This is a genomic window from Myxococcus sp. AS-1-15, assembly GCF_020037055.1.
Taxonomy (GTDB): domain Bacteria; phylum Myxococcota; class Myxococcia; order Myxococcales; family Myxococcaceae; genus Myxococcus; species Myxococcus fulvus.
The window spans coordinates 34,371-49,236 of sequence record NZ_JAIQDF010000004.1 but is presented as its reverse complement, the minus strand read 5'-3'; the positions used below and the strand labels follow the sequence as shown (position 1 = coordinate 49,236).

The window sequence follows — 14,866 nt, the reverse complement described above, 5'->3', positions numbered from 1 at the left end:
CAAAATAGTAAATAACCTCTGGACGCCCCAGCCGAGCAGGCGTCCGACGGCGAGGGGCCCTCCTCCTCAAACCCCCGAAAGAGGTTGTCGTTCATGAAGCGTCTCTGGATGGGCACAGTGAGCGCCGTGCTCGCCGTGCTGATGTGGTCCCCGTCGGTCTCCGCGCGAGGGGCCTCGGTCGATGCCTTCCTCCGCTCCCCGGCGGATCGCTCCCTGCCTTCGTCCGCGGCGAACGCACCCCAGCGCGGGCTGCGCATCAACAGCGTGGAAGGCCGCCTGGGCGTCCCGACGTTCGTCTTCAGCGAGCGCGCCCTGAACGCGACGTCGGCCCCGAAGGCCGCGCGTCCCCTGACCAAGGCGAGCGTGAACGCCTCGGCGCGCGAGCACCTGCGCGGCGTGGCGGACCTGTACCGCCTGGGCTCCGCGGATGTGGATGGCGCGGAGCTGCGCCAGGTGCACCTGCCCAAGGACAACGACGGCGCGGTCATCGCGACCTACGGTCGTCGGGTCAACGGCATCGAGGTGTTCCGCAACGAGGTCAAGGTGGTGATGGACCCGAGCCAGCAGCTCGTGGCCATCTCCGGCTACCTCCAGCCGCGCAACAAGGATGACGAGAAGAACGCCCAGGCCTCGGCCTTCCGCGTCTCCGCGCCGCAGGCGATTGCGCGCGCGTTCCAGGACGTGACGGGCGCGTCGCTGGATGCCCGGGCGCTGGCGCCTGCGGGCTCGCAGGGCGACTACAGCCACTATTCGGTGGACCGCAACCTGCTCTCCACGCACGGCTTTGGCGATGCGCCGCGCGCGAAGAAGGTCCTCTTCCCGCTGCCGGACGGCCTGGTCCCCGCGTACTACGTGGAGATCAACGCGGGCCTGGCGAGCAACCCGGACGCGAACTACGTCGCCTTCGTGGTCAACGCGCAGGACGGCTCGGTCCTCTTCAAGCACGACCTGACGAAGTCGGAGGCCTTCACCTACCGCGTGTGGGCGGACCCGGCGACCAAGCTGCCCTACGACGGTCCCCAGGGCAGCGGCGCCACGCCGCACCCCACGGGCGAGCCCGACGGATACCAGGAGCCGCTGGACAACCCGGCCAACCTGGTCACCCTGCAGAACTTCCCGTTCAGCAAGAACGACCCGTGGCTGCCGGCCAACGCGCAGGTGACGACGGGCAACAACGTCGACGCGTACGCGGACCTGGGCGGCACTGACGGCTACCAGGAGGGCATCGACCTGCGGGCGCCCCTGAGCAACGCGGGCTCGCGGACGTTCGACTACACGTTCGACGTCACGAAGTCCCCGGCGTCCAGCGTCGAGCAGCGGCAGGCGGCGGTGGTGAACCTGTTCTACGTCACCAACTTCCTGCACGACTGGTTCTATGACGCGGGCTTCGACGAGGCCTCTGGCAACGCCCAGATGAGCAACTACGGGCGCGGCGGTCTGGAGGGCGACAGCCTCCGCGTCGAGGCGCAGGACTTCGGCGGCCGCAACAACGCCAACATGGCCACCCCGGCCGACGGCGCACGTCCCCGCATGCAGCAGTACATCTTCGATGGCGTCGCGGAGCTCGTCGTCTCCGAGCCGTCGCCCATCGCCCGGGGCTACCTGACGTACAACGCGTCGTTCGGCACGCGGGTGTACGACGTCTCCGCGGACTTCGTCGTGCCTCCGTCTCACGAGGATCCGGCGATTGCCTTGGGCTACCGCCGGGGCTGCGCGGACGGGACCGGCGCGGACCCGTACGGCGGTCAGAAGCTCTTCACGGGCAAGGTCGCCCTCATCGAGCGCGGTGACTGCAGCTTCGCGTTCAAGGTCCTCAACGCCCAGAACGCGGGCGCCGTGGCCGTCATCATCACCAACAGCGCCACGGCCGCGCTGGGCACGATGGGCGCCAGCGGCGTCCCGGCGGTCGACAATGCCATCACCATCCCCTCGCTGCTGGTGTCCAAGCCGGACGGCGATGCCTGGCGTACGGCGCTGGAGTCGGCGGCCGTCAAGGGCCGCCTGCGCCGCAACGCGGACCTGGATCGCGACGGTACGCTCGACAACGAGATCATCGCGCACGAGTGGGGGCACTACATCTCCAACCGCCTCGTGGGGAACGGCTCTGGCTTGACGAACAACCAGGGCGGGTCCATGGGCGAGGGCTGGGGCGACTTCCACGCGATGATGCTGTCCGTCCGCGAGGAGGACCGTGACCGCAATGGCAACAACAACTGGCAGGGCACGTACGGCATGGCGGGCTACACCCAGGCCGGTGGCCGTAACGACGGCTATTACTGGGGCATCCGCCGCGTCCCGTACAGCACGAACCTGGCGAAGAACGGCCTGACGCTGCGCCACATGGCGGACGGCACGGCGATTCCGGCCGACGTCAAGTCGAACCCCGACTACGCGGGCTCCAACAACGCCGAGGTGCACAACGCCGGCGAGGTCTGGGCCACGATGCTGTGGGAGTGCTACGCCAGCCTGCTCAACGCGCACCCGTTCGGCGAGGCGCAGGACCGCATGAAGCGCTACCTGGTGGCGTCGTACAAGGCCACCCCGTCGTCGCCGACCTTCCTCGAGGGTCGTGACGCGCTGCTGTCCGTCGTCGCCGCGGCCGACCCCGCCGACTACCAGCGCTTCGTGGCGGCGTTCGCCAAGCGCGGCGCCGGCTTCGGCGCCCGGGTGGCGGACCGCGACAGCGCGGACCACATCGGCGTGGTGGAGAGCTACCAGACCGGCAACGCGCTCGAGGTCGTGAGCGTCACGCTGGATGACTCCTCCGTGGGCTGCGACAAGGACGGCATCCTGGATGCCGGTGAGACGGGCATCCTGCGCGTCACGCTGCGCAACGTGGGCGCTGAGAGCGTCTCGGGCGTGACGGCCACGGCGGCCTTCAACGAGTCGAGCGAGGGTGTCGCGGCGACGTTCGGTGGCGGCAACACGCTGACGTTCGGCAACATCGCGCGTGGCAGCACCGCGGTGGCCTCCATTCCCGTCTCCCTGACGGCGGCGCCGACGCAGGCGAACGGCTTGCTCGCGGTCCTGGGCGTGGACGTGACGTTCCCTATCACCCTGTTGAACGGGGCGACGGTCCACGAGTTCCGCCCCAACGTGAACTACGACGAGGTCGCCAACTCCTCGGACACGGACTACGTCGAGACGCAGAACACGAGCTGGACGAACTCCACGTTCAACTCCCGTCCGCTGTGGCAGAACGGTCATGCGACCACGGGCTACTGGCACGCGGCGAACGAGTCGGAGTCGCGTGACATCCGCCTGACGTCGCCGCTGTTCGACGTCGCCCAGGGCCAGAACTTCGTGCTGTCCTTCTTCCACCGCCACTCGTTCGAGTCCGCCGTCATTCAGGGCCAGTGGGTGCACTTCGACGCGGGCGTCATCGAGGTCTCCGTCGATGAGGGGCCGTGGGAGAACTGGTACCTCTACCTGACGGCGGCCGAGCGGGCGCGGCTCACGAACCAGGGCATCATCGACGCGGGCAACCCGTACATCGGTGACTGGCCGGGTTACGTGCGCATGAGCTCGGACTACCCCAGCTTCATCCCGGCGCAGACCAACTTCGGTCGCATCTTCGGCGGGCACCAGGTGCGGCTGCGCTTCCGCCTGGGCACGGATGGCTTCGTGGGCGCGTATGGCTGGGACGTGGCGAACATCCGCGTCACGGGCATCACCAACACGACGCCGTTCTACTCGCGCGTCGCGGAGGCGGGCTCCGGGACGTGCAACGTGGCGCCCATCGCCGAGCCGGGCATCTCCCAGACGGTGACGGAGTACGTCGTCAACCCGAATGGGACGCGCACGCTGCGCGTCATCACGCTCAACGGCTCCGCGAGCTTCGATCCGGATGCGGAAGCGGGCGACACGCTGACGTACGCGTGGACCCAGATTGGCGGCCCCACTGTGACGCTCACGGGCGCTGACACGGCGACCCCGAGCTTCACGGCGGAGGTTCCCGCGGCCACCATCTTCACGTTCCAGCTCGTGGTGAGCGATGGCACGGACTCCAGCCACCCGCGCGTGGTGCAGGTCCTGGTCAACAACGTGAACGCGGCGCCCATCGCGGTGGCCCGCGTGAAGGACAACGGCCCCACGACGGTGGACGAGCGCTCGGGCAGCGTCACGCTCGACGCGACGGGTTCGACGGACGCCGACGGCGAGCCGCTCGACTTCGCCTGGACGCAGACGGCGGGCCCGGCGGTGGAGCTGGATGACGACACCAGCGCCACGCCGACCTTCACGCCTCCCGAGGTGACGGCGGACACGGCCTTCACCTTCCGCCTGGTTGCCAGCGACGGCATCGCCTCGAGCGCTCCGGCGACCCTCACCATCACCGTGCGCAACGTGGACCGTGCTCCCGTGGCGAACGCGGGTGAGAACCAGACGGTCAACCAGGGCAGCCAGGTGACGCTGAACGGCAGCGCCACCGACGAGGATGGCGACACCATCACCTACGCGTGGACCCAGACGGCGGGTCCGTCCGTGACGCTCACGGGGGCCGACGCGGCCACCGCGACCTTCACGGCGCCGAGCGTGACGGGCAACTCCGTCGACCTGACGTTCAGCCTGGTGGCCACGGCCGCGGGGCAGGCCAGCGCTGCGAGCACGGTGACGGTCACCGTGACGCGCACCAACACCAAGCCGGTGGTGAGCGCGACGTCCAGCTACACGGTGCACGAGGGCTCGGGCGTGAAGCTCACGGCCACGGGCACGGACGCCGATGGTGACGAGCTGACGTACCGCTGGGTGCAGGTCGCCGGTCCCACGGTGAAGCTGGACGACGCGGACAAGGCCCAGGCCTACTTCGTGGCGCCCCAGGTCTCCGAGACGACCATCTTCCTGTTCCGCGTCCGGGCGAACGACGGCGTGGCCAACAGCGACACGGTGGACGTGGCGGTGACGGTGCGCAACCTGACGGACAGCGGCGGCTGCACGGCGGCGGGTGGTAGCGCCACCAGCGCGCTGCTGCCGGCCCTGGCCATGTTGGGCCTCGCGCTGCGCCGTCGTCGCAAGTAACGAAATGAGCCCGCCGGCCCGCGTGTGAGGTCGGCGAGCGAAGTGTGAGGGGCGGTCCCGGGAGGTGTTCCGGGGCCGCCCTTTGTTTTTCAACGGGCCCGCGCGCGAGGTGCTCGGGTAGGAAGTGAGGATGCGGATGACCAGGACGTGGAATCAGGCCCTGCGGTGGACTTGCTGTGCTGCGATGGTGTGGGCGTTCGGGTGCAAAGGGGGCGGGGAGGAGCAGCGACGTGACGCCGCCTCGGCGCCCGCTACAGAGGCCCCCGCGTCGGCGGAGGTGCCGAAGTCGGAGGAGCGCCCCCGGGTGGCGGAGCCCGAGGTGGACGCGGGGCCTACGGTCTGTCCGGAAGGTCAGTACCCGTGCTGCGACGGGAGCTGCGGCGACAGCAAGGGTTGTCCTGGCATTGCCTGCGACCCGCGCCGGATGCCGCCGACCATGACGAAGTAGCGGCCTCGGCGCGCAAGCTCGTGCGCGCTCAACGACTTGCATGGCGCGGAGGGGCGGGCGACGGCGCTCCTACTCGGGAGTGCTCTGCTCCCAGGGATTGACACACCGGGTTCTCCGCCTGTTCGCGGGAGCGTCGGCTGCGTCAATCGTGCTGGGGAGATCCTTCCCGTAGTAGGTGAATCGCAGCTCAACGAGTTTCTTCGCGCCATGGGCACGGACCACGAGTGGCGTGCCCGCGAGGATGCCTCCACCGGGAGGGCCCGGGCAGGTCATTCCCTGGCGATGTCCATCGCTCAGCTCGATGTCTTCGTCGAGGACGACGAACTGGGCGGGGCCGTACCACCAGTCCAGAATGAAATCCCGAGCAATGAAGCTCGAGAGAATCCCCAGGAGAAAGCTGCCGAGGATGGCAATGGCGGTCCTGGTCCGTGACATTGAATGGCGCTCGCGCACACGTTTCGCGGAGGTCTGCCTTTGTCAGCACAGACCTCCGTGTGAGTCATTGCGTCACTGGTCGCCGAAGCGCCCCTCGCGAGGTCCACGGGGGCGGGAGTTCATCTGCTCCTCGCGCCGCATGACCTGGTACTTGGACAGCTGGTCCGCGTCGAGCATCCCCTTCATGACCTGGTCGGTCTCCTCGCGCTGGGTGCGCAGGGCCTGGCGGATGTCACGCGCGGACTTCGTCCCAGCGCGGACCTCGTCGAACAGGGTGTTGCGGGACGTCTCCTCCTGCTCCAGCCGGCGCGTCAGCTCCTGCTCCTGCGAGTAGTTCAGCTTCGCCTCGGACACGAGCCGCTTCACCCGTTCCTGGCGCTGCTCCTGCCCGCGCGCCTGCGCCTGCATCCACTCCTCCTGGCGCCGGTTGAGCTGCTCGGTGCGCATCTCCTGCTGCACCGAGCGCATCGCGTCCTTCAGCGCCTCACGCCCACCCTCCGTCGTCAACGTCTCACCCGCCATCAGCCCGCGCACCTCGTTGCGCAGCTGCTCCAGCTCGCCCGCCGCCACCGCGGTGCCTCCACCCGTGGGCACAGCCCCCGTGCCGGGCTGCTTCTCCAGCTCCATCAGTCGCCGGGACAGGCTCAGCGTGGTGTCCTCGAGCGCCTGGATGCGCCGCTCCAGGGCCTCCTGGTTGGCGGGCCGCTCGGCGACGGGCTCGGGCGTCTGGGACGGGGAGGGCGCCTCGACACGCCCGGGGGCCCAGAGGGCCACCGCGAGCGCGGCCGAGGCGAGGACGAAGGAGGCGGGACCCAGTAGCTTGTTCATGGCTTCTCCGACGGGGACGGCAGCGACGTATTCCATACCCCGTCGCGCCCACCTCGCTCCACCCCGTCGTCGCCACCCTCGTGGTCAGGCCCTCGCGCGGCTCCTCGCCCGAGGGCCCGCGGCTTCAGCTCCGGGGCTGCTCGGCCTTCGCCGGGTCGTCCATGTCGATGGGGCCCTGACCCGGACCCAGCGGCAGAGCGCACTCGTCGCACATCCAGAAGCGGACGATCATCCCGTTGTCACCCGTGGAGACATAGGTGGAGCCGACCACCTCGCCGCCCTCGGTCTTCTTGCAGGAAATGCAGGTCTGCGTCTGCTTGCTCTGCGTCATCTGGGAGTCCTCGGGGTGTGGAAACGCGGACGGACCGACACCCTCACCGGAGTGCCGGTCCGCTCGAAGCCTACTTCACTCCATCCAAAGTCGGGTCATCTCACCCGATGGACATCTGGTAGCCGCCGTTGGGGTTGGAGTTCAGGAAGTGCCGCATCTGCTCGGGCGTAATCGTCTTCACGTTCGCGTCCGCGGGGTCGCGCACGATGAAGTTGCCCTTCGCATCCATGCCCGCCACGGTGACGTAGTGGCCGGACGTACGGCCCTCGTTCTGGTGCGGCGGCATCGCGTGGTAGTCGCCGTTGGCCACCACCAGCTTGCCCTGCTTGAGCTGGTCGGCGATCCACTCCACGTTGGCGCCCGGGCCCTTCGTCACGGCGTCCTTGCCCATCGCCTTGGCCATCTTCGCGATGCCGTTGACGTCCGTGCCGTTACCCGACGTGCCGCCAATCCGGCCCAGGTGGTTGATGAGCTGGGCATCCGTCATGTCCTTGCCGTATCCAAAGGCACGCGCGATCTGCGCCATGGACGTGGGGCCGCAGTTGGCCGGGCCATTCGTATACGAGCCGTTCTTGCCCGCCGGGTTGTACTGGCTGATCTGCGGGACCTTGCTCGGGTCCACGCGGCCGTCACCCGTCACCGGCGCGGCGCCGTCCGTGGCCTGCGGGCCCGTGGGCTTGGGGTTCAAGTCCACCGGACCCGGCTTGTTCGTGCCCGGCGTGAAGGTGCTCTGGTCCTTGCCCGCGATACCCGGCAGCTTCAGCGTGTCACCGGCGAGGATGAGATTGGGGTCGGTGATCTTCGGGTTGAGCTGGCGGATCTGGTTGATGACATCCCAGTGCGAGCCCTCCATGCCCTTGGCCTTGAGCTCGGAGGCGATGCCCCACAGCGTGTCGCCCTTCTTGATCTCCCGGTCCGAGCCCGCCACGGGCGTGCGCGAGTCGTCCGTCTTGCCAGGCGTCAGCCCCGGCTTGTTGCCCGGCTTCGACGTGTCCGTGCCACCCACCGTGGTGTCGGGCACGTTCGCCGTCGTCCCGCTCGGCGTCTTGCCGCCCGGGAACAGGCTGTTCATGTGGTTCTGGATCTTGTTCTGGTAGTCGTAGCCCCGCGCGTCGTTCATGTTGCCCGCGCCCCGGTGCCACTCGCGCGCGGCGGCCATGCCGCTGCCGTGCTTCTTGGTGAGCTCACCAATCGTCTTCGCCAGGAACTCCATCTGCTTCTCGGGCGGAATCGTCTTGGCGTTCGCCCCGCGGCCCACCTGCATGCCGGACCACTTCTCGAACGAGGGCAGCAGGCCGTTGTCGTCCAGGCCGATGAGCCCGTGGCCCGTGCCGTCCGCGTGCACGCCGTGGTTCTTGAACGAGGACTCCTGCGCGACGATGCCCGCGAGCACCTTCGGGTCCGCGCCGTACTTCTGCGCGTACTTCTCGATGTACGGCCACAGCTGCTGGAGGTTGAGCTGAGCGTCGCGGCCCTGCGGCAGGCCCTCGGCCTGGACGGAGGTGGGCGAGTTCGTCTGCTGACGGCGCTCGATGCGAGGAGACATGGGGTCACTCCACGAGTGGAGACACAGGGGTGTGGAAACGACTGATGACCGATTGTCGGCGGCTGAGAAAAAGAGTTGCGGCGACCCAGGTCGGTTTGGCCTGACTTCCGGGTTCGTAGAGCGATAGGAGTCGCCCCTGTCTGGGTGAATCCACACAAGGAGTCGCGAATGAATGCACTGCGTTACGGGCTCGTGACTGGCGCGGCATTGTGTCTGTGGGCGGGCCTCGCGGCCGCGCAGCAACAGCCACTCACGGGTGTCTATGCCAAGCAGGGCGGCACCCTCGTGGTGCTCGAGGGCGATGGGCAGACACTCGTTCAGTACGAGTCAACTTTTCCGCAGGGCCAGAGCATGGGGGCCTGTGAGTGCACCTTCGCTGTCCAGAAGAAGACATCCCCGAAGTCGTGGGCCCTGACGACCTTCCAGTCCCAGGGGAAATGGACGCTGGATCTGGAGCCGAACAAGCTGGTGTTGAAGGGGCCTGGGACGGACTGCTGCGGTGCGGGGTGGTCCGGACAGGACAGCTTCTCGCGGCCATTCACCCGGGCGCTGTCGGCGTGCACGGTGAAGGCGAAGGAGGCGCGCCTGCAGCCGCTGGATGGGACGCGGCAGGGGCCCACGGTGGTGGGCGGGGACAGGGTGGAGGCGCACGCCGCGTCACCGTTGCCGGACGTGGTTCCCGTGCGCGTGGTGAAGGGGGCGCAGGCCGTCACGGGCCTGTTGCCGGGCGGCGAGCTGGAGTGCGGGACGCAGGCGGCCGGTGTGGATGCCGCGTCCTCCGGGGCGCTCAAGGCCCTGGCCGGCAAGTGGCTCCAGGTGAGCCGCAAGGGCAAGGGCTACCTCATCGAGGAGTGGTGCGGGGCGAACACGCCCTCGGTGACGGTGGACGCGGCGGGGTCCATCCTCATCGACTTCGGCCAGGATGACCTGACGGGCCAGGTGAAGTCCGTGAAGTCCGAGGCTCGCGGCGGCTCGACGCTGCAGGTGGCCTATCCGAGCGGTGCCAGCGAGACGCTGACGTGGACCGTCACCGACGCGAAGCGCAACGTGATGCGCGTGCAGGGCGGGAAGGACTACTTCCGCGCGGGATACTTCTATGTGCGCGACGACGCGCGCAAGGGCATCCCGGTGAAGGCGGAGGTCTGCGAAGAGGAGGAGTAGTCGCCCCTGTTCGCGAGGGACGGGAGGCGAGAGTGCCTCCCGTCCGTGTACCGCATCGCGCTTCAGCCGAGCTTGAACGGCTCCAGCTCCGGCACCTTCTCCAGCAGCAGCGGCGGCGAGTGCAGGTAGGCCGTGCTGCGGCGCTTCTGGTCGATGTCGTCGTAGACGCGCTGCACCTGGGTGGGCGTCAGGCCCATCACCTGCGCGGCCTCGTCCGTGGGCACGTCGTGGTTCTTGGCCCACATGAGCAGGTCCAGCTGCGAGTAGTGCACGGAGAAATAGAAGTCCTCCTGCGACTGGGGGAGGCTGAACGTGTCCGTGGTCGGCTCGCCGCTGGTGATCTCCTCGATGACGCCCAGGTGTCTGGCCAATTGATATGTCTGGGTTTTGTAGAGGCCGGCGATGGGCTTCACGTCCGCGGCGCCGTCGCCCAGCTTCACGAAGAAGCCCTGGTCATACTCCAGACGGTTGGGCGTGCCCGCCACCGCGAAGTTCAGGCGGTCCGCGTGGAAGTAATCCATCATCTTCCGCGTGCGCTGCTTGAAGTTCGTCGCGGCGACAATCTGGGTATAGGCCTGGGGCGGCAGCCGGAAGCGGCGCTCCTCGCCATTCACTTGCACCACGACGTAGAAGAAGTTCACTGCGTCCGTGTTGAGCCGGTCGCCGTGCATGACGATCTTCCACTTCATGTCCGGGGTGAACTCCGGGAAGACGGAGCGCACGGCCTCGTCGCGCTGGCGATAGCAGCCCGCGGCCTCGAGGATGGGGGCGATGTCGTGGAGCTGGTATTTGATTCCCAGCTTCTCGCAGAGCTTGCGGCCCAGCTGCGAGCTCCAGCCGCTGGAGTCGCGCTCGGGCAGGAGGATGCCGAAGACGCGCTCGGGGCCCAGGGCCCGCACGGCCAGCGCCGCGACACACGCGGAGTCGATGCCGCCGGAGATGGCCACGACGAGGCCGCGCTTGCGCAGCTTCTTGAGCACCGTCTCGCGCAGCCCCTCGGACAGCTCGGCCGCCTTCGCCTCCCAGTCCAGCTCCAGCACCTGCTTGGAAAACTTCATTGTGTGACCCCTCTCGAACCCTTCACGACGAACCGATGGATGAATATTGGGTGCGCAGCTCCGCCTTGAGCACCTTCCCACTGGGCCCTCGCGGCAGCGCGTCCGTGAACACCACGTGCCGGGGCACCTTGTGCGCCGGCAGCGATTCCCTGCAGAAGCGCCGCAGCGTGTCCTCCTCGACTGCGGCTCCTTCCTGGAGCACGACCACGGCGCAGGCCGCCTCGCCGCCCAGCGGGTCCGGGACTCCCACGACGGCCACCTCGCGCACCGATGGGTGCCTCGCGAGCTGATGCTCCAGCTCCGCCGGGCTCACCCGGTGGCCGCCGACCTTGAGGATCTCCTTCGCGCGTCCCACCAGGAAGATGAAGCCCTCCGCGTCGCGCCAGGCCAGGTCTCCGGTCCACAGCCAGCCATCGCGCAGGATGGCCGCGGTCTCCTCGGGGGCGCCCAGGTAGCCCGGCGTCACGTTGGCGCCGCGTGCCACCAGGTGGCCTGTCTCGCCCGTGGGGAGCGCCTTGCCGTCCTCGCCGACCACGCGCAGCTCGACACCGGGAATCGCCACGCCGATGGAGCCCGCCTTCTCCGCGGCCCGCGTCGGGGGCAGGTAGCTCAGTCGCGCCGTGGCCTCGGTCTGGCCGTACATGACGTACAGCTCGGCGGGGTAGAGGGCTTCGCGCGTCCACTGGATGGTGTCTGGAGACATGCCACCGCCGGCCTGGGTGGCGTAGCGCAGACGGAGCTTGGAGAGGGCCTCCGCGCCGGCTTGTCGCCTGAGCAGCTCGAAGGTGAGCGGCACGCCCGCGAAGCCGGTGCTGCGCTCCTCGGCCATCGCCTCCAGCACGACCTGTGGGTACATGAAGCGTGGGTCCAGGAAGACGGAGCCGCCCACGAGCAGGTGTGTCTGGAGGACGCTCTTGCCGTAGCAGTAGTGCAGCGGGAGGACCAGGTGCGCCCTGTCTCGTGAGGACAGGCCCAGGTACTCGACGATGGAGCGCGTGTTGGCGGCGATGTTGCCGAAGGTCTGGATGACGCCTCGGGGCGTGCCGGTGCTGCCGGAGGTGTAGACGATGGACGCGTGGGCGTCGGAGGGCGTGGAGGGCAGGGCGGCCAGCGGTGGAGCCTTTGCCTCGGGGTCCACTGCGCCGTCCTCTTGCACCCACGTGCAGGTCGCGGGGGCGAGCGCCTGGAGCATCCGCTCCGGTGGGCGCGTGGCGTGAATCACATACACGTGTGTCAGGCCCGGCTTTCCGGTCCACTTGCGCGCGTCCTGTCCGAAGACGAAGGCCTGTCGCGCGCCCGTCTGCGCGAGGATGGCGTCCACGGATGTCGCGCCCGTCTCACGGTCGAGCTCCACCGCGCATGCTCCCAGGGCCTGCACCGCGAGCCCTGCCACCGCGCCCGCCGAGCCGAGGGGCAGGGCGATGAGCACCTTGTCTCCGGCGGAGACGCCCGAGGCACGCAGGTGCCCCGCGAGCGCGGTCATCCGCTCCGCGAGCTGCGAGTACGTGAGCCGGGTCCACGGCGAGTCCACCGCCGAGGCCGTGGGGGTGCGCTGCGCGTGGGCCATGACCCACGCTGGTGCGGAGTCCGTCGCGCTCACGCGACCTCCTGAAGCACGGCTGGTTTAATCGCGGCGAAGATGTGCGCGGGGAGGTCGCGAGTAATCACGCGACCTTCCGATGCGGGACATCTGTGGTTGCGGCGAGGCGCGAGACCGTCGCGAGGGTTCACGCGACCTCCCGATGCAGGACATGTGCGGACGCACCAGCGCTCCGCACGTGAGCATCACTGCCGCTCATGCCGCCTCCAGCACCACGGCGTCGAGGTCCGCCTGCGGCGGTGCGCGCGGCGTGAGGAAGTGGTGCGCGAGCAACTGCGTCGACGCGATGGCAAACAGCGCCATGGTGTCCGCCTCGCTCTCCGCCGCGTTGGGAGCGCGCAGCTTGGCCACGAGCCGCTCCGCCTTGCGTGCATCGAACACCCCCACCTTCGCCACGGCCTCGGGCGCGAGCAGCTCCCTCGCCCACGCGGGCGCCTCCGGTCCCACCAGCGCTCCGGCAATGGGCGCACGGTACGGGAACTTGCTGCGCTCCAGGATGGACGCCGGAACACGGCCCTTCGCGTAGCGCTTGAGCACGTGCTTCTCGTCCAGCCCCTTGAGCCGCATGCGCTCGGGGATGCGTGCCGCCAGCTCCATCACCGACGTGTCGAGGAATGGGAAGCGCCCCTCCACCGCGTTGCCCAGCAGCATCCGGTCTCCCTGCGCCGACAGCAGGTATCCCGACAGCAGCGTCTTCGCCTCCAGGTACTGCGCGCGCGCCAGCGGCCGCCAGCGGGCCACGTGTGCGGGCACCGTCGAGAGCACCGACGCCGTCGGCTCCTCGTCCGCCACGCTCGCCGCGAAGTCCGGCGCCAGGAAGCGCGAGATCCGCCCGCTGTTCGCCCACCGCACCAGGTGCGAGAAGCCCAGGCTGCCCGGGTCCTCCAACCCCATGCCGAAGAACTCGCGCAGCAGCTCCACGTTCTGCTGGCTCACCGACAGGGTGGGGTAGAGCCGACGAAGCAGCAGCGGCCGCCACTTCGACGCTGGCTGCCGCGCCCAGAACTGCCGGACCTTCGTCTCCTTGAACAGGTCGTAGCCCAGGAACATCTCGTCCGAGCCCTCCCCCGTGAGCACCACCCGGATGCCGTTCTGCCGCACCCACTCGCTCAGCCGCAGGAACGGCGCGGGCGCCGAGCGCATCATCGCCTGCTCCGCGTGGAAGATGACGCCGGGCACCAGCGTGCCGATGTCCCCGTCGCGCATCTCCACCACGCGGTGCTCCGTGCGAAGCTCCCCGGCCACCGCGGCCTGGTGCTCGCGCTCGTCGAACCGCGCGTGCGCGAAGCCCACCGAGAACGTCCGCAGCGTCCCACCCAACTGCCCCTGCGCCAGCGCGCACAAGAGGCTCGAGTCCAACCCGCCCGACAGGTACGCCGCCACCGGCACATCCGCGCGCAGCCGCAGCCGCACCGCCCGCTCCAACGCCTCGCCCAGCTCCTCCTGGATGCGCGCGTCGCTGGCCGTGCTCGGCTCCACGCCGAAATCCAGGTCCCAGTACCTGAACGTCTCCAGCACCCCCGCGCGGAACCGGGCCGAGTGCGCGGGCGGCAGCAGCCGCACCCCCTCGAACGACGTGCGCGGCGCCACCGGCGACCACAGCTGGAACGTCTGCTTCAGCCCCCGCGCGTCCAGCGCGGGCGTCACCAGCCCGCTGGCGAACAGCGCCTTGGCCTCCGAGCCGAACGCGAGCTGTCCACCCGGCAGCTCCGCGTAATACAGCGGGCAGATGCCCACCCTGTCGCGAGACATCCACAGCGTGGCATCCCGCGGGTCCCACAGCGCGAAGGCCCACTGCCCCTCGAACCGGCGCACACAGTCGATGCCCCACGTGAGGAACGCCGCGAGGATGACCTCCGTGTCCGAGCGCGTGCGGAACGCATACCGCCCGGCGAGCTGCTCGCGCAGCTCCACGTGGTTGAAGATCTCCCCGTTGAAGACGACGGTGAGCCCCGTCGCCGCGTCACGCATCGGCTGGTGGCCCCCCTCCAGGTCCACGATGGACAGCCGCGTGTGGCCCAGGGCCACCCCGTTCAACACCAACGCCCGCTGCGCGTCCGGGCCCCGGTGACGGATGCTCGCCGTCATCCGGACCAGCCGCTCGCCCGCCTCGGCCCCGGCGCCCCCTCCCGCCGGGTAGGTGAATCCCGCGATGCCACACATGGCGCGCTCTTTTCAGCCCGCTTGCGGCAGGCGCTGGTTCTGCTTGCGCTCGACGAACGCCACCACGCGCGTCAGCGAGTCCAGGTTCTCCGGAACCAGCTCCTTGTCCTCCAGCTTGATGCCGAAGTCCGACTCCAGGAACGCCACCAGCTCCATCATCCCCGTGGAGTCGATGAGCCCCTTGCGCAGGAAGGAGTCGTCATCGCCGAAGTCGTCCACGAAGAACGTGTCGACGATGAAGGTACGGATGCGTTCACGAATGCTCACGGTAGGACGTCCT

The 14,866-nt window shown here is 69.0% G+C and carries 9 protein-coding genes; 2 read left to right on the top strand and 7 right to left on the bottom strand.

What is annotated here, in order from left to right; translation table 11 throughout:
- Positions 1–93: 93 nt before the first annotated feature.
- Complete coding sequence (locus K8625_RS13320; protein WP_223782934.1) at positions 94–5,016, top strand: myxosortase-dependent M36 family metallopeptidase; 4,923 nt, start codon at positions 94–96, stop codon at positions 5,014–5,016.
- A gap of 955 nt (positions 5,017–5,971) precedes the next feature.
- Here the strand turns inward: K8625_RS13320 and K8625_RS13315 are convergent.
- From K8625_RS13315 to K8625_RS13305, 3 genes are all read right to left on the bottom strand, one after another.
- On the bottom strand, positions 5,972–6,727 hold the full coding sequence (locus K8625_RS13315) for a hypothetical protein (protein ID WP_223782933.1): 756 nt from the start codon (positions 6,725–6,727) through the stop codon (positions 5,972–5,974).
- A gap of 124 nt (positions 6,728–6,851) precedes the next feature.
- Complete coding sequence (locus K8625_RS13310; RefSeq protein WP_046713034.1) at positions 6,852–7,058, bottom strand: hypothetical protein; 207 nt, start codon at positions 7,056–7,058, stop codon at positions 6,852–6,854.
- A gap of 100 nt (positions 7,059–7,158) precedes the next feature.
- Complete coding sequence (locus tag K8625_RS13305; RefSeq protein ID WP_223782932.1) at positions 7,159–8,604, bottom strand: C39 family peptidase; 1,446 nt, start codon at positions 8,602–8,604, stop codon at positions 7,159–7,161.
- A 168-nt stretch (positions 8,605–8,772) separates the two neighbouring features.
- On the opposite strand from K8625_RS13305, the gene K8625_RS13300 reads away from it, so the two are divergent.
- Positions 8,773–9,765 (top strand): hypothetical protein, encoded by a 993-nt coding sequence (locus K8625_RS13300; protein WP_223782931.1) that lies wholly within the window; start codon positions 8,773–8,775, stop codon positions 9,763–9,765.
- Positions 9,766–9,827: 62 nt separating this feature from the next.
- Here K8625_RS13300 and nadE read toward each other — a convergent pair whose 3' ends face one another.
- The 4 genes from nadE to K8625_RS13280 all read right to left on the bottom strand — a co-directional run bounded on the left by nadE (position 9,828) and on the right by K8625_RS13280 (position 14,853).
- Positions 9,828–10,823: an NAD(+) synthase gene (nadE, locus tag K8625_RS13295; RefSeq protein WP_046713037.1), complete on the bottom strand. Its 996-nt coding sequence runs from the start codon at positions 10,821–10,823 to the stop codon at positions 9,828–9,830.
- Between the two features lie 22 nt (positions 10,824–10,845).
- Positions 10,846–12,423, bottom strand: coding sequence for a class I adenylate-forming enzyme family protein (locus tag K8625_RS13290; protein WP_223782930.1), 1,578 nt, complete (start codon positions 12,421–12,423; stop codon positions 10,846–10,848).
- 195 nt (positions 12,424–12,618) lie between these two features.
- Complete coding sequence (gene asnB, locus K8625_RS13285; protein WP_223782929.1) at positions 12,619–14,586, bottom strand: asparagine synthase (glutamine-hydrolyzing); 1,968 nt, start codon at positions 14,584–14,586, stop codon at positions 12,619–12,621.
- Positions 14,587–14,598: 12 nt separating this feature from the next.
- The gene (locus K8625_RS13280; protein ID WP_141323149.1) at positions 14,599–14,853 is read right to left on the bottom strand and encodes an acyl carrier protein; all 255 of its coding nucleotides are present in this window, start codon (positions 14,851–14,853) and stop codon (positions 14,599–14,601) included.
- Positions 14,854–14,866 lie beyond the last annotated feature (13 nt).